The 15217-nt window shown below is 71.9% G+C and carries 11 protein-coding genes; 3 read left to right on the top strand and 8 right to left on the bottom strand.

Annotated features, from left to right (window positions below):
- Positions 1–8: 8 nt before the first annotated feature.
- The 7 genes from hydA to OHU35_RS34685 form a co-directional block, all read right to left on the bottom strand.
- Complete coding sequence (hydA, locus tag OHU35_RS34715; RefSeq protein WP_359887915.1) at positions 9–1412, bottom strand: dihydropyrimidinase; 1404 nt, start codon at positions 1410–1412, stop codon at positions 9–11.
- A gap of 94 nt (positions 1413–1506) precedes the next feature.
- A complete protein-coding gene (locus OHU35_RS34710; protein ID WP_189726282.1) occupies positions 1507–2349 on the bottom strand; it encodes a nitrilase-related carbon-nitrogen hydrolase in 843 nt (280 codons plus the stop codon).
- 155 nt (positions 2350–2504) lie between these two features.
- Positions 2505–4070, bottom strand: coding sequence for a PucR family transcriptional regulator (locus OHU35_RS34705; RefSeq protein WP_359887918.1), 1566 nt, complete (start codon positions 4068–4070; stop codon positions 2505–2507).
- A 27-nt stretch (positions 4071–4097) separates the two neighbouring features.
- Positions 4098–5384: an aspartate aminotransferase family protein gene (locus tag OHU35_RS34700; RefSeq protein WP_405508107.1), complete on the bottom strand. Its 1287-nt coding sequence runs from the start codon at positions 5382–5384 to the stop codon at positions 4098–4100.
- On the bottom strand, positions 5381–6223 hold the full coding sequence (locus OHU35_RS34695) for a nitrilase-related carbon-nitrogen hydrolase (protein ID WP_359887923.1): 843 nt from the start codon (positions 6221–6223) through the stop codon (positions 5381–5383). The genes OHU35_RS34700 and OHU35_RS34695 overlap by 4 nt, the downstream gene beginning before the upstream one ends.
- Positions 6224–6393: 170 nt before the next feature.
- The gene (locus OHU35_RS34690) at positions 6394–8601 is read right to left on the bottom strand and encodes a hypothetical protein (protein ID WP_405508105.1); all 2208 of its coding nucleotides are present in this window, start codon (positions 8599–8601) and stop codon (positions 6394–6396) included.
- A gap of 112 nt (positions 8602–8713) precedes the next feature.
- The gene (locus OHU35_RS34685; RefSeq protein WP_405508104.1) at positions 8714–8965 is read right to left on the bottom strand and encodes a helix-turn-helix domain-containing protein; all 252 of its coding nucleotides are present in this window, start codon (positions 8963–8965) and stop codon (positions 8714–8716) included.
- Positions 8966–8997: 32 nt separating this feature from the next.
- Here OHU35_RS34685 and map point away from each other — a divergent pair, with 32 nt between their 5' ends.
- Positions 8998–9765, top strand: coding sequence for a type I methionyl aminopeptidase (gene map, locus OHU35_RS34680; protein ID WP_359887930.1), 768 nt, complete (start codon positions 8998–9000; stop codon positions 9763–9765).
- Between the two features lie 194 nt (positions 9766–9959).
- Positions 9960–12479, top strand: a complete 2520-nt coding sequence (locus OHU35_RS34675; RefSeq protein WP_189726288.1) for an ATP-dependent Clp protease ATP-binding subunit — start codon at positions 9960–9962, stop codon at positions 12477–12479.
- Between the two features lie 51 nt (positions 12480–12530).
- On the opposite strand, the gene ggt is transcribed toward OHU35_RS34675, so the two are convergent.
- The gene (ggt, locus tag OHU35_RS34670; RefSeq protein WP_405508102.1) at positions 12531–14336 is read right to left on the bottom strand and encodes a gamma-glutamyltransferase; all 1806 of its coding nucleotides are present in this window, start codon (positions 14334–14336) and stop codon (positions 12531–12533) included.
- Positions 14337–14441: 105 nt separating this feature from the next.
- Here ggt and OHU35_RS34665 point away from each other — a divergent pair, with 105 nt between their 5' ends.
- Positions 14442–15200, top strand: a complete 759-nt coding sequence (locus tag OHU35_RS34665; RefSeq protein WP_189726290.1) for a hypothetical protein — start codon at positions 14442–14444, stop codon at positions 15198–15200.
- The last annotated feature ends 17 nt before the right edge of the window (positions 15201–15217 follow it).

Here is a 15217-nt window from a genome sequence, read left to right as displayed (position 1 = left end):
CACCACTCCTAGTTGAGGTACTGACAGGTGGAACGCGGGGTGAAGACGCCGTGCCCGGCGTGCCCGGTGTACTCCCGCTCGGTGATGACGAGTTCGCCGCGCGAGAGGACCGTCTCGACCCGGCCGGTGGTGCGTTTGCCCTCGTACGCCGAGTAGTCGACGTTCATGTGGTGCGTCTCGGCCGACATGACCTGCTCGGCGTGCGGGTCGTAGATGACGACGTCGGCGTCGGCGCCGGGCGCGATGGTGCCCTTCTTCGGGTACAGGCCGAACATCCGGGCCGGGGAGGCGCAGGCGATCTCGATCCAGCGGCGGCGGGAGATGTGCCCGTCGAGGACCGCCTGGTGGAGCAGGTCCATCCGGTTCTCGACGCCCGGGAGGCCGTTGGGGATCTTGGAGAAGTCGCCGAGGCCGAGGTCCTTCTGGCCGACGAAGCAGAAGGGGCAGTGGTCGGTGGAGACGACCTGGAGGTCGTTCGTGCGCAGGCCCCGCCACAACGCGGCCTGGTGCTCCCGGGGCCTGAGCGGGGTGCTGCACACGTACTTGGCGCCCTCGAAGTCCGGCTCGGCGAGGTTGTCCGTGGACAGGAACAGATACTGCGGGCACGTCTCGCCGAAGACGTTCAGCCCCTCGTCGCGGGCCCGGGCCAGCTCGGCGACCGCCTCCGTCGCCGAGACGTGCACGACGTACAGGGGCGCACCGGCCACCTGCGCGAGCTTGATGGCACGGTGGGTGGCCTCGGCCTCCAGCAGGGCCTTGCGGACCTCGCCGTGGTAGCGCGGGTCGGTCTCGCCGCGGGCCAGCGCCTGTTCGACCAGGACGTCGATCGCGATGCCGTTCTCGGCGTGCATCATGATCAGGCCGCCGTTGTCGGCGGAGCGCTGCATGGCGCGCAGGATCTGGCCGTCGTCGCTGTAGAAGACGCCCGGGTAGGCCATGAACTGCTTGAAGGAGGTGACGCCCTCCTCCACCAGGTGGTCCATCTCCTTGAGCGTGTGCTCGTTGACGTCGGAGACGATCATGTGGAAGCCGTAGTCGATGGCGCAGTTGCCGTCGGCCTTGGCGTGCCAGGTGTCCAGGCCCTCGCGGAGGCTGTGCCCGACGCTCTGCACGGCGAAGTCGATGATCGTCGTCGTGCCGCCCCAGGCGGCGGCGCGGGTGCCGGTCTCGAAGGTGTCGGAGGCGAAGGTGCCGCCGAAGGGCAGCTCCATGTGGGTGTGGGCGTCGACGCCGCCGGGGATGACGTACTTTCCGGTGGCGTCGATCGTGCGGTCCGCGGTGAATGTCTCGGCGGCGGGTGTGCCTGAGGCTGCGAGGGCGGCGATGCGGCCGTTCTCGATCAGGACGTCGGCGTGGATCTCGTCGGATGCGGTGATGACGAGGCCGCCGCGGATGACGGTACGGCTGCTCATGTCGTGGTCGCTCCTCGCTGTGGGTTGGTGCGGGTCGTCAGTGGCTGATCGCGCAGTTCCCCGCGCCCCTGAGGGCACGTCCCCCGCGGACGTCTCAAGGTGCTGTCAGCGGTCCGTACGCCCCCGGCGCCCGGTCCCGGTAGAACTGCCAGCGGTCGCGGACCTCGCGGAGTTTGGCCATGTCCAGGTCGCGGACGACCAGTTCGGGCTGCTTGTCGCTCGCGACCTCGCCGACGAACTGGGCCTCCGGGTCCACGAAGTACGACGTGCCGTAGAAGTCGTTGTCGCCGTACTCCTCGACGCCCACCCGGTTGATCGCGCCGATGAAGTACTCGTTGGCGACGGCCGCCGCCGGCTGTTCCAGCTGCCACAGGTAGGCCGACAGGCCGCGCGAGGTGGCCGAGGGGTTGAAGACGAGCTCGGCGCCGGCGAGGCCCAGTGCCCGCCAGCCCTCCGGGAAGTGGCGGTCGTAGCAGATGTAGACGCCGACCTTGCCCACGGCCGTCTCGAAGACCGGCCAGCCGGTGTTGCCGGGGCGGAAGTAGAACTTCTCCCAGAAGCCGCGCACCTGGGGGATGTGGGTCTTGCGGTACTTGCCGAGGTAGGAGCCGTCCGCGTCGATCACGGCCGCGGTGTTGTAGAGGACGCCGGGCTGCTCCTCCTCGTACATCGGCAGCACCAGGACGATGCCCAGTTCCTTCGCGAGTGCCTGGAAGCGCCGGACGATGGGGCCCTCGGGGATCTGCTCGGCGTACTCGTAGAAGGCCGGGTCCTGGACCTGGCAGAAGTACGGTCCGTAGAACAGCTCCTGGAAGCACAGGACTTGAGCACCCTGCGCGGCGGCGTCGCGGGCCGCCTGCTCGTGGACCTGGATCATCGATTCCTTGTCGCCCGTCCAGGCGGTCTGGAAGACGGCGGCACGGATCACTCTGCTCATCGGGACCTCCGGTCGCTCGGTGTGCCGTGAGCCTAGGAAGTCCGGAAGTCCTCTTTGAGTTGCACCGTGTCACGTCTGAGGGCGTGCGGCGTGCCACCGTGTCACCCTTCCGTGGGTCCATGTTTCACCGCCGTTTTCCCAGGTGGTCACGTGTTTCACTGCTGTTGCGCGTCGTGTGCGAGGAGTGCGATGTGCACCGAGGCGGCCTGCTCGAAGTCGTCGAGGTCCACCCCGAGGCGGACCTGTATCGCCTCCAGGCGGCGGTAGAGGGCCGGGCGGGAGACGTGGTGGAGCTGGGCCGTGCGGGACTTGTTGCGGCCGGTGGCGAGGTAGGTGCGCAGGACGGACAGCAGGTCCTCGTCGGCCTCGCACAGCAGCCCGTCCAGCTCCCGCTCCGCGAAGGACTGTACCTGCGGATCGTCGCGCAGGAGACGGATCAGACCACGCAGGTGGACGTCCTTCAGGCGGACGACCGGCGGAAGGTCGAGGACCGCCGCGGAGTCGGCGACCGCGTCCGCCACGTGCTGGGCCTCGCGCAGTCCCGCGGGTACGTCGTCCCAGACGACCCGGGGGTCGGCGGCGGCGACGATCGTGCGGGCCGAACCGGACTCGCTCCGCAGCCGGGTCGCGAAGTGCGCGGCGAGAGCACCCGCGTCCTGGTCGCGGGCGAGACTGAGGAGTACGGCGGTGGCGCCGTCGGCCAGTTCGGCGACCAGACCGGGCAGGCCCAGCAGCCGCAGCAGCCGGTCGAGCCGGCCGGTGTCGCCGTCGTGGACGACGAGCGGCACGAAGGTCCGCCGGTTGACGGGCAGTCCGGCGGCGCGGGCCCGGGGCAGCAGTTGCCGTGCCGGTACGACACCGCTGACCAGGTCGGTCAGCAGGCTCTGCGCGGACTGCTCCTCCCAGGAGCACGCGGCGGTGCCGCCGAGCATGCGGTGCAGGACGAGGGCCTCGGCGGCGCGGTCGGCCAGCAGCCGCCCGGTGGCGGTGTCCCCGCGGTAGCCGCACAGCACGATGCGTCCCCAGCGCTCCCCGCGCCCGCCCAGTTCGGCCCGGATCCAGCCGTCGCCCTCGGTGCCGCCGGCCTGGCGGGCGATGCGTTCCCAGTCGCGCAGGACGTCGTCGACCGCGGGCCGCTCCCCCGCCGTGCCGAGGACGCGGTGGGCGAGGTTGGTGACGACGACCGGGCAGGCGCTGTGCCGGGCGACCTCGTCGAGCAGGCGTTGCAGTGGGGCGCCCGCGGTGATGAGGGCGGTGAGTTCGGTGCGGACGGCCTCGGAGAGGCTGACGGCGGCGAACTTGCGCCGCACGAGCCGTGACTGGACCTCCTCGGTCAGCTCGGCGAAGGGAAAGGGCCGGTGCAGGACGACCATCGGCAGCCCGCACCGCTCGGCCGCCCGGCGCATCACGTCCGGCGCGGCGGGGAAGGCGCGGCCGAGTCCGAGGACGACTGCGGCGGCCTCCGCGCGGTGCAGTGACCGGACGTACTCGGCCTGCTTGTCCTCGTCGCCGGCGAGCAGCACTCCGGTGGTGAGGACCATCTCGCCGCCGCTGAGCATCACGCCGACGTCGGCGGCCTCGGCGACGTGCACCCAGCGCACCGGCCGGTCCAGATGGCTCGCCCCTGCCACCACCTCGGGCTCCCCGGCGAGCACCCGCTCCAGGGTGAGGACCTGCCGGACCGACAGAGCGGGTTCCCAGGTGTCCGGGGTGGTGGCCATGGCGACTTCCCTTGCCTCAGTGCGCTGCTACCGGATGCTCCTCAGAGCGTTCTCGAGGATCGCGGCGCCCTCCTCGGCCTCCGCGACGTTGAGGGACAGCGGCGGGGCGACGCGCAGACAGCTGGTGTTGTGGCCGCCGCCCTTGCCGAGCAGCAGCCCGCCCTCGCGGGCCGCCTCCAGGACGGCCGTGGCGGCCTTCGGGTCGGCTTCGTCGGTGCCGGGTTTCGTCACCTCGATGCCGATCATCAGCCCGCGCCCGCGGACCTCCCGTACGGCCGGCACCTGCGCGGCGGCGGCCCGCAGCCGCTCGATGAGCAGGCCGCCGACCCGCCGCGCGTTGCCCTGGAGGTCGTGTTCCACGAGGTAGTTGAGGTTGGCGAGGCCCGCCGCCATGGTGATCTGGGTGCCGCCGAACGTGGAGATGCTGTTGGAGTCCAGGCAGTTCATGATCTCGGAGCGGGCGACGACACCTCCGATGGACATGCCGTTGCCGATGCCCTTGGCGAAGGTCATGAGGTCCGGCGGCCCGTTCCGCCCATGGGCCTGCCAGCCCCAGAAGTGCTCGCCGGTGCGGCCCCAGCCGGTCTGCACCTCGTCTGCGATCCACAGGATGCCGCGCTCGTTCAGCACCTCGCGGAAGGCGGCGTACAGCCCGTCCGGCGGTGAGGTGAAGCCGCCGACGCCCTGGATGGGTTCGGCGATCAGCGCGGCCGGCGGGCGGGTGTGGCCGAGCAGGTCCTCCAGGTCCTCGACGCAGGCCGCGATGAACTCGCCGTCGCTCAGGGCCGCGTAGGGGCCGCGGGTGCGCACGCCGCCGTGGACGTACAGCGTCTGCAGCGGGGAGAGCGAGGTCGGGGACCAGCCGCTGTTGCCGGTGATGCCGACCGAGCTGAAGGAACGGCCGTGGTAGCTGTTGCGCATCGCCAGGATCGTGTTGCTGCGCCGGTACGTCGTGGCCAGCAGCAGGGCGGTGTCGTTGGCCTCGGTGCCGGAGGTGGTGAAGAAGACCCGGGCGTCCGGGATGCCGCTCAACTGGGCGATGCGCTCGGCGAGTTCGACCATGGGCCGGTTGAGGTACAGGGTCGAGGAGTGGATGATCCGCCCGGCCTGCTCGCTCACCGCCTTGGTGATCTCGGGCAGCGCGTGGGCGGTCATCGTGGTGAGGATGCCGCCGAAGAAGTCGAGATACCGGTTGCCGTGGGCGTCCCAGACGTGGCGGCCCTCGCCGTGGGTGATCTCGAGGGGCTCCTCGTAGTAGAGGGCGAGCCAGTCGGGGAGCACGGCCCGGTGGCGGCCCAGCAGGTCGTCGGTCACGGCCGCACCAGCCCTTCGTAGGCGTCGGGGCGGCGGTCGCGGTAGAAGGCCCACTGCTGCCGCACCTCCTCGACGAGGCCGAGGTCCAGGTCGCGGACGACGAGCTCCTCCTTGCTGTCGCTGGCGACCTCGCCGACGAACTGACCGCGCGGGTCGACGAAGTACGACGTCCCGTAGAAGTCGTTGTCCCCGTACTCCTCCTGGCCGACGCGGTTGATCGCGGCGACGAAGTACTCGTTGGCGACAGCCGCGGCGGGCTGCTCCAGCCGCCACAGGTGGGACGACAGGCCCCGGTGGGTGGCGGAGGGGTTGTAGACCAGCTGGGCGCCCTTCAGGCCGAGCTCGCGCCAGCCCTCCGGGAAGTGGCGGTCGTAGCAGATGTAGACACCGACCTTGCCGACGGCGGTGTCGAAGACGGGCCAGCCGAGGTTGCCGGGTTTGAAGTAGTACTTCTCCCAGAAGCCCTTGACCTGCGGGATGTGGTGCTTGCGGTACTTGCCGAGGTAACTGCCGTCGGAGTCGATCACGGCCGCGGTGTTGTAGTAGAAGCCGGACTGCTCGACCTCGAACACCGGCACGACGATCACCATGCCGGTCTCGCGCGCGAGCGCCCGCATACGCCGCACCGTCGGGCCGTCCGGGACGGGCTCGGCCCAGCGGTAGTGCTCGGGCTCCTGGACCTGGCAGAAGTAGGGGCTGTTGAAGACTTCCTGGAAGCCGATGATCTTCGCGCCCAGGCGAGCCGCCTCGCGGGCGTGCTCCTCGTGTTTCGCCACCATGGACTCGGTGTCGCCGGTCCAGGTGGCCTGGACCAGAGCGGCACGTACGACGTTGGCCATGAGCTGCTCCTTCGACGCGACGTCTGCGTCTCTACGCCCGTAGAAGCGGACAGTAGAGCCACGAACGTAAGCCTCCGGCTCGGGCTTGCCAAGACCATCGTCCCCAACCCGCTGGGCAGAGCGCGATTCGCACTCCTGTGGGTGAGTCGCCCGGGGCACGGCGTCGCCGGTCAGGCGGCGAATCCGGCGACCCGGAGCGCGTGCACGAGATCCCAGCGGCGCTCGTCCGACACACCCTGGGCGGCCTCCAGCAGGAGCGGTACGAGGCGCCCCGGATCGGGCTCGGCGCTGCGGGCGGCCTCCTCGGGCGTGCGGGCTCTCACATACGCGTCGAGCAGCGCGCGCACCTCGCGGTGGCGCCCCTCGGCGACCAGCCCGAGGACGGCCGCACCGACCTCGGCCGGCGGCCGGGCGACGCCCTGCCGCAGGATCTGCTGCCCGTCCGCCACGCGCCCGGCAGCACCCAGCGCGTCCGCCGCGGCGACCAGCCGTCCTGCGGGCAGCGAGGCGGCCTCCCACAGCAGGGTCTGCCAGTCCGCGCCCAGCCCGGCCCGTTCCAGCTCGCCCGCGAGCAGCGGGAACCGGGCGGGGGCCGAGGAGGTGAGCTCGACCAGCAGCACGTGGGCCTCCCCGCTGCGCCCCTCGGCACGCAGCCGTGCCAGCGTCTCGACGGTGCGCGCGACCTCCGTCGGGTCCGTCGCGCCGCCTGCCTCGCCCCGCGGCTCCACGTGCTGGGCCGCGGATTCCTCGGCGGCCCCGGCGAATCTCGCACCGCGCCGGGTGCGGCCGGTGGCGGGGGCGGGTTCGGGGAGCGTCGGTACGGCGGCGGGCGGCACGACGACGGGCGCGGCCTCCTCCTCGTCCATCCCGGCGAAGCGGGCACTGCCGCGACGGCGTTTGCGCTGCTTGGGGGTGGGCTGTCGGGGAGCCGGGGGCTCGGGGGCTGGAAACGTGGTGGGGGCACCGCCGGCTTCCGGGGGAACGGCCCGGCCCGCCGGATGCTCCTGGGCGTCACGCTCCGGCTCCGGGCCGGCGGCCGCATGCCGGGTGTCATGCGGACCGGCGCCACCGGCCGTGCCGGAGGCCGGCTGCCGGGTGGGGTGCCACGGCGCGGCGGGCGTCCCGGGGTCGTACGGGCCGCCCTGGCCACGCTGATCCCGGGGAGCCCCCTCGGCCGCCGCCCTCCCGTCGCCGTACGCACGGACACCGCCGTCGACCGCGTCACCGCCGGACGCACGGGATCCGCCCCCGACCGCACCGCCATCGAACGCACGAGATCCGTCCCCGACCGCACCAGCCCCGAACGCCGGTGCGCCCGCCGCCGGCCTCGCGCCGCCGAACACATCAGCCGACCCACTCGGGCCGGCGCCGTACGCACGGGCACCACCCTCGGCCCCGCCACCACCGAACGCTCCGACACCCGCCTCGGCCGCACCACCGCCGGATGCACGGGATCCGCCCCCGACCGCACCGCCATCGAACGGACGGGATCCGTCCCCGGCCGCACCAGCCCCGAACGCCGGTGCGCCTGCCGCCGGCCTCGCGCCGCCGAACACATCAGCCGACCCACTCGGGCCGGCGTCGCCGCGCGGAGTATCCGTCGGCGCCCCGCCGCCGGACACCGCCGCGGCAGCCCCTGACGCAGCCCCGCCACGCGCACCCTCGCGTCGCCCCGAAGCCGCCCCACCACTCACACCCTCCGCACGCCCCGAAGCCGCCCCGCCACGCGCACCCTCGGGTCGCCCCGGAGCCGCCCCACCGCGCGCGGCCCCGGCCCCTCCCCCGCTGCCGAAGGCCCCCGGCGCCCCCGGGACACCCCCCGGCCCGGTCGCGACACCCCGCCCCTCGAAGAAGGCGGCTTCGCCGCGGGCGCGGTGGTCCAGGCGGGTCATCCGCTCGCGCAGCTCCGCGCAGCGTGCCGTCGCGCGTTCGTGGTCGTCGTGGGCCCAGGCGAGGTCGAGGCGGAGGGCGTCGGCCTGCTCTCGGGTGGTGGCGGAGGCGAGGAGGCGGCTCAGGTCGGCCTGGCGTTCGGCGGCGTATCGCTGCTCGCGGAGCATGACGTCCAGCCGGTCCCCGAGGGCGTCGCGGCCGCCCGGCCGGGCATCGTAGGCGGTGAGGGCGGCGGCATGCAGGGACCGGGCGCGTTCCGTCTCGGGGCCCGCGCCCCCGGGGCCGTACTGCCCGGCGAGGTCCTGGAGCAGCGCCTCCACCACGTCCCAGGGCGGCATCTCATGCCCGTCGAGACAGGCCCGCATGCCTTCCGGGTCGCGCTGCCAGAACACCGCGCACCAGCCGCCGGACGGGTCAAGGCGTGCCAGCAGACCGTCCAGGTAGTTCGCGAACTCCCGGACCCTGCTCGGGAGTTGATCCGCTGCCATCGCTCAACTCCCGCCTGACCGGAGCGCTCCGCCCCGTAGGCAACACCAGTCGTGTTACAGGAGTGCTACGGGGAGTTTTCGCGCGCGACGCGGGAGCCTCAGTGCCAGGTCGTCAGACCGGTGCAGGCACGCACCGCTCCGCCACTTCGTCCATGGACAGCCCGAGCACGCCGGCCAGCGCGGCCACCGTGAAGAAGGCGGGCGTGGGGGCCCGCCCGGTCTCGATCTTCCGGATGGTCTCGGCGGAGATGCCCGCGTTCGCGGCGATCTCCGTCATGCTCCGGTCGCCACGCGCCTCACGCAGCAGCCGGCCCAGCCGCTCGCCGCGTTCGCGCTCTTCGGGGGTGAGAGGGGTGCGCACCATGCCCCCATTCTAATACCGGTATAGTAATTGGCATGGTGGAACTCAAAACCGACACATCGATCGACGCCATGTACGCAGCGGGCCAGGTCGTCGGCCGTGCCCTGACGGCCGCGCACAAGGCCGCCGACGTGGGCGTATCCCTGCTGGAACTGGACGAGGTGGCGCACGACGTACTGCGCGAGGCAGGCGCGACCTCGCCGTTCCTGGGGTACCGGCCCTCCTTCGCGCCGACCCCCTTCCCCGCCGTCCTCTGCGCCTCGGTCAACGACGCGATCGTGCACGGCGTCCCGGGCCGCTACCGCCTGCGCGACGGCGACCTCGTGTCCCTCGACTTCGGCGCCGAACTCGGCGGCTGGGTCGGTGACTCGGCCCTCAGCTTCATCGTCGGCACCCCGCGCAAGGGCGATCTGCGCCTGGTCGAGACCGCCGAGCGGGCCCTCGCGGCGGGCATCGAGGCGGCCGTCGTGGGCAACCGCATCGGCGACATCGCCCACGCGATCGGCACGGTGTGCCGCGGCGCCGGCTACGGCATCCCGGACGGCTTCGGCGGTCACGGCATCGGCCGCCGTATGCACGAGGACCCCGGGGTGCCGAACGAGGGCCGGCCGGGACGGGGCATGCGCCTGCGGCACGGCATGGTGCTGGCGATCGAGCCCATGGTCATCGGAGGCGGTACGGACGACTATCACGCGGCTCCCGACGGCTGGACCCTGAAGACGAACGACGGCTCCCGCGCGGCCCACGCGGAGCACACGGTGGCGATCACGGATTCCGGACCGAGGATCCTGACGGCGCGCTGAAGCCGCACCACACCGGCCATCCAGAATCCTCCGGAAATGTCCCGAAGGTGCCTGCTGCCGACGATCGTGCGAAGGTGTTCTACGAGCGCGCCCCAGGTGTAACCGGCTGCCACCCGGGTTACCCGACCCCGGCACGTCGACCAGCGAGGGCGTCCCCCCGCGCGGGCGCCGGGGACGCCGGGAACGGAAGGCCCATGAGCAGCGGCTTCACCAGCCCGGAGGGCTACGGCTCGGATCCCTTCGGAGAATTCCTCGCACGCTTCTTCGGCGGACCGCGTCCGGGTCCCCGGCAGATCGACCTCGGGCGGCTGCTCAGCCAGCCGGCCCGGGAGCTCGTCCGCGGCGCCGCCCAGTACGCCGCCGAGCACGGCAGCCGGGACCTCGACACGGAGCATCTGCTGCGGGCGGCGCTCGCCACCGAGCCCACCCGGACCCTGCTCAGCAAGGCGGGGGCCAATCCCGACTCGCTGGCGTCGGAGATCGACGACCGGTCGGGCCCGGCCCAGCACGGCCCGGAGGACGCGCCGCCGCCGACCACGCTGTCCCTCACCCCGGCCGCCAAACGGGCCCTGCTGGACGCGCACGACATGGCCCGGGCCCGCGGCTACGGCTACATCGGCCCGGAGCATGTGCTCAGCGCCCTGGCGTCGAACCCCGACTCGGCCGCCGGGCACATCCTGAACGCGGCCCGCTTCGCGCCTTCCACCCCGCCCGAGGCGCCGGAGGTCCCCCAGGCCGAGCGGCCGCGCCCGACGAACACGCCGACCCTGGACAAGTACGGCCGCGACCTCACGGAACTGGCCCGGCAGGGGCGTATCGACCCGGTGATCGGCCGGGACCAGGAGATCGAGCAGACCGTCGAGGTCCTCTCCCGCCGTGGCAAGAACAACCCGGTGCTGATCGGTGACGCGGGCGTCGGCAAGACCGCCATCGTCGAGGGGCTGGCGCAGCGCATCTCCGAGGGAGACGTGCCCGACATCCTGATCGGGCGCCGCGTGGTCGCCCTGGACCTGACGGGCGTGGTCGCGGGCACCCGCTACCGGGGTGACTTCGAGGAGCGGATGAACAACATCGTCAGTGAGATCCGCGCCCACTCCGAGCAGTTGATCATCTTCATCGACGAGCTGCACACGGTCGTGGGCGCCGGTTCCGGTGGCGGCGACGGCAGTTCGATGGACGCCGGCAACATCCTCAAGCCGGCTCTGGCCCGCGGCGAGCTGCACATCGTGGGCGCCACCACCCTGGAGGAGTACCGCCGGATCGAGAAGGACGCGGCGCTGGCCCGCCGCTTCCAGCCGATCATGGTCCCGGAGCCGACCCCCGCGGACGCGATCGAGATCCTGCGCGGCCTGCGGGACCGCTACGAGGCCCATCACCAGGTCCGCTACACCGACGAGGCGCTGGTGGCGGCCGTGGAGCTGTCCGACCGCTATCTCACCGACCGCCGCCTGCCGGACAAGGCCATCGACCTGATCGACCAGGCCGGTGCCCGGGTGCGGCTGCGGGCCCGGACCAAGGGCACGGACGTGCGGGCCCTGGAGCGGGAGCTGGAGCAGCTGACCCTGGACAAGGACCAGGCGGTCGCGGACGAGCAGTACGAGCAGGCCACCCAGTTGCGCGACCGGATCCTGGACGTGAAGCAGCGGATCGCCCAGGCCGGCGGCGACAGCGAGATCGACGAGGGCCAGGACCTCGTCGTCGAGGCCGAGTCGATCGCCGAGGTGGTGTCCCGGCAGACCGGCATCCCGGTCAGCAGCCTCACCCAGGAGGAGAAGGACCGGCTGCTGGGCCTGGAAGAGCATCTGCACGAGCGGGTGGTCGGCCAGGACGAGGCCGTACGGGTCGTCTCCGACGCGGTGCTGCGCTCCCGAGCCGGTCTGGCCAGCCCGGACCGGCCGATCGGCAGTTTCCTCTTCCTCGGCCCGACCGGGGTCGGCAAGACCGAACTGGCCCGGGCGCTCGCCGAGGCGCTGTTCGGCAGCGAGGACCGCATGGTCCGCCTCGACATGAGCGAGTACCAGGAGCGGCACACCGTCAGCCGCCTGATCGGCGCCCCGCCCGGCTACGTCGGCCACGAGGAGGCCGGCCAGCTCACCGAGGTCGTCCGCCGCCATCCCTACTCGCTCCTCCTCCTCGACGAGGTGGAGAAGGCGCACCCGGACGTCTTCAACATCCTGCTCCAGGTCCTCGACGACGGCCGGCTGACCGACTCGCAGGGCCGCACGGTGGACTTCACCAACACCGTCATCGTGATGACCAGCAACCTCGGCTCCGAGGCGATCACCCGCCGCGGCGGCACCCTGGGCTTCGCGTCAGGCGGCGCCGACGCGGACGAGGAGGCCCGGCGCGAGCAGATCCTGCGCCCGCTGCGCGAGCACTTCCGCCCCGAGTTCCTCAACCGTATCGACGAGATCGTCGTCTTCCGCCAGCTCACCACGGAACAGCTGCGCCGGATCACCAACCTCCTGCTGGACCGCACCCGTTCCCTCGTGCACGACAAGGGCATCACGGTGACCTTCACCGACCGAGCGGTGGAATGGCTGGCCGACCACGGCTACCAGCCGGAGTACGGCGCCCGCCCGCTGCGCCGAACGATCCAGCGCGAGGTGGACAACGAGCTTTCCCGACTGCTCCTGGACGGCAGGGTGGAGGAGAACGGACAGGTGAGGGTGGACGTGGAGGACGGTCGTCTCGCGTTCAGTACGGCGCCCTGACAGGGGCGCGGGGAACTGCGCGACCAGCCCCCACGCACCCGCACCCGGCACTCAACGCACAGGCCGCACCACCATGGCCGAACCACCACCCCGCCGTACCGTCTCAGCGGCTGCCAGCCACTTCCCACCGGGCAGCCGCTGAACACCCGTAGCCGCCCCGATCTCCGGGTTCACCTTGAAGGAATGCCCGATCGCCTCGAGCTGCTTCCTCAACTCGGCGTCGTCGTACAACCCCGGCTCCAGCTCGGTCTGCGCGGCATTGCGCTGACTCGCCCGAGGCGCGGCGATCGCGTCGACCAACGGCAACCCCCGGTCGACGAACCCCGTGAGCGTCTGCAGAACAGTCGTGATGATCGTCGCCCCACCCGGCGACCCCAGCGCCACCACGGGCCGGTCATGCCGGTCGAGCACGATCGTCGGCGAGATCGACGACCGGGGCCGCTTCCCGGGCCCGGGCAGGTTCGGGTCGTGCACGGCGGGGTTCGCCGGCGTGAAGGAGAAGTCCGTCAGCTCGTTGTTGAGGATGAACCCGCGCCCCGGCACGGTGATGCCGCTGCCACCGGTCTGCTCGATGGTGAGCGTGTAGGCGACGACGTTCCCCCACTTGTCGGCCGCCGTCAGATGCGTGGTGCTGTCACCCTCGTACGTCGTCGGAGCGGCCGTACCACCGGAGCCGCACCGCTCGGGATGACGCGGATCACCGGGCGGCACCGGGCTGGAGAGCACGGCATCGTCCTTGATCAGGCACTCGCGCGAGTCGGCGAACCTCTGCGACAACAGCTCCTTCGTCGGCACGTTCTCGAACGCGGGGTCGCCCACCCACCGGCCCCGGTCCGCGAACGCGATCCGGCTCGCCTCGATGAAGCGGTGCAGGTACTTCGCCTTGCTCGCCTTCGACAGGTCGGTCCGCTCCAGGATGTTGAGCGCCTCGCCGACCGTCGTACCGCCGGAGGACGAGGGCGCCATGGAGTAGACGCCGAGGCCGCGGTAGGAGGTCCTGGTGGGTGCCTGGAGCTTGGTGCGGTAGGCGGCCAGGTCCTTCGCGGACAGGTCGCCGGGGCGGGCGTTCCAGCCGGAGGCCGGGTCGACGGGCGGCTTGTTGACCGTGTCGACGATCTCCCGGCCGAGGCCGCCGCGGTAGATCGCGCCGACGCCCTTGCTCCCCAGCTCCGCGTAGGTGCGGGCGAGGTCGGGGTTCTTGAAGGTGGAGCCGACGACGGGGAGCCGGCCGCCCGGCAGGAACAGCTCGGCGGTGTCCGGGAAGTAGCGGAAGCGGGTCTCGTTGGACGCCGTCTGCGAGCGGAAGGTCTCGTCGACCGTGAAACCGTCGCGCGCCAGCCGCTCGGCCGGCTTCAGGACGCTCTCGAGCCGCCGGCTGCCCCACTGGTCCAGCGCCGTCTGCCAGGTGGCGGGCGTGCCGGGCGTGCCGACGCTCAGGCCGCTGCTGACGGCGTCGGCGAACGGGATGGGCTTGCCGTTCTCGGTGAACAGGTTCTTGTCGGCGGACAGCGGAGCGGTCTCGCGTCCGTCGATGGTGCGCACCGTACGGGACTTGGCGTCGTAGTAGACGAAGTAGCCGCCCCCGCCGATGCCGGCGGAGTAGGGCTCGGTGACGCCGAGCGCGGCGGCTGTGGCGACGGCCGCGTCGACGGCGTTGCCACCCTTGCGCAGGACCTCGATCCCGGCGGCCGAGGCGTCCGGGTCGACGCTGGAGACAGCGCCGCCGTAGCCGACGGCCAGGGGAGTCTTCTCACCGCCGGTGGTCTGCGCGGCGGGTGGCGCCGCCGCCCCCACCGACACCACCACGGCGGCCGAAACCGCCAGGACCGTCAGATTTCGCGCGACAGGGCGACGCATCCGCACCTCCAGTCAAAGGCCGTTCGCGCAGCTTAATTCATCGCCATGGTCGCGTCAGGCACGCGTAGAACACCGGTGCGTCGACGCCCGCTAGCATGCGCGCCCATGAATGACGACGTGCGCAACATAGTCCTGGGTGTGGTCGCGGCGGGGATCAGCGCCGCGCTGGGCTGGGTGGCCCGCACCTATCTGTGGAAGCGCAGGCTCCGCCGGAAGCAGTCCTTCTTCGGGCTGCCCGACAACTCCGAATCGCTGCTGGTGGTGAACCGGGGCGCCGGGGGACCCGAGTTGGCGGTGATGCGCTACGACGTGTTCGCCCTCCTCGAACTCGCCGCGCTGATCAAGGACTGCAACGCCCACGCCCAGATACTGCCGCACGACACGGCACGTCAGGGCTTCGGCGAGCGGACGGAGTTCTGTGTCGGCGGCCCTGCCTCCAACCGCCGCATGGCGGCCCATCTGTCCTCCCTGCTCCCCGGGGTGCGGGTGAACGTGGACTCCGAACCGGGGCCGGACCGGGGATCGTTCCAGATCGGCTCCGAGCGCTACCGCGTGGACAACGGCAAGGAGGAGTACGCGCTGCTCGCCCGGCTGACCGCCGAGCGCAGCCAGAACACCCGGCCCGTCTACCTCTTCTGCGGCCAGACCGCGATCACCAACCAGGCCACCACCCGTTACCTCGCCCGCAACCACGAGAGACTGGCCCGCAAGTACGGCAACAGCTCCTTCGCGCTGCTGCTGAAGGTGATCAACTCGCAGGCGTACGGCCCGGACGTCGTCGAACTGGTGGAGGACGTGACGCGGGCGGCTCAGACCCCGCTGCCCGCCGCGGCGACTCCACGCAACACCCACCGGGCCTCCTGAAGTCCTCCACTCCTCAA

This window comes from Streptomyces purpurascens (assembly GCF_045040895.1).
GTDB classification, from domain to species: domain Bacteria; phylum Actinomycetota; class Actinomycetes; order Streptomycetales; family Streptomycetaceae; genus Streptomyces; species Streptomyces purpurascens.
Note: the sequence above shows the minus strand (reverse complement) of the source record. Positions and strands in the feature narration are given on the sequence as shown.

What these genes read in the sequence shown, in the direction of transcription:
- hydA (WP_359887915.1), bottom strand. Translation starts at nt 1,412, where the DNA reads ATGAGCAGCCGTACCGTCATCCGCGGCGGCCTCGTCATCACCGCATCC.
- OHU35_RS34710 (WP_189726282.1), bottom strand. Translation starts at nt 2,349, where the DNA reads ATGAGCAGAGTGATCCGTGCCGCCGTCTTCCAGACCGCCTGGACGGGC.
- OHU35_RS34705 (WP_359887918.1), bottom strand. Translation starts at nt 4,070, where the DNA reads ATGGCCACCACCCCGGACACCTGGGAACCCGCTCTGTCGGTCCGGCAG.
- OHU35_RS34695 (WP_359887923.1), bottom strand. Translation starts at nt 6,223, where the DNA reads ATGGCCAACGTCGTACGTGCCGCTCTGGTCCAGGCCACCTGGACCGGC.
- OHU35_RS34690 (WP_405508105.1), bottom strand. Translation starts at nt 8,601, where the DNA reads ATGGCAGCGGATCAACTCCCGAGCAGGGTCCGGGAGTTCGCGAACTAC.
- OHU35_RS34685 (WP_405508104.1), bottom strand. Translation starts at nt 8,965, where the DNA reads ATGGTGCGCACCCCTCTCACCCCCGAAGAGCGCGAACGCGGCGAGCGG.
- map (WP_359887930.1), top strand. Translation starts at nt 8,998, where the DNA reads ATGGTGGAACTCAAAACCGACACATCGATCGACGCCATGTACGCAGCG.
- OHU35_RS34675 (WP_189726288.1), top strand. Translation starts at nt 9,960, where the DNA reads ATGAGCAGCGGCTTCACCAGCCCGGAGGGCTACGGCTCGGATCCCTTC.
- ggt (WP_405508102.1), bottom strand. Translation starts at nt 14,336, where the DNA reads ATGCGTCGCCCTGTCGCGCGAAATCTGACGGTCCTGGCGGTTTCGGCC.
- OHU35_RS34665 (WP_189726290.1), top strand. Translation starts at nt 14,442, where the DNA reads ATGAATGACGACGTGCGCAACATAGTCCTGGGTGTGGTCGCGGCGGGG.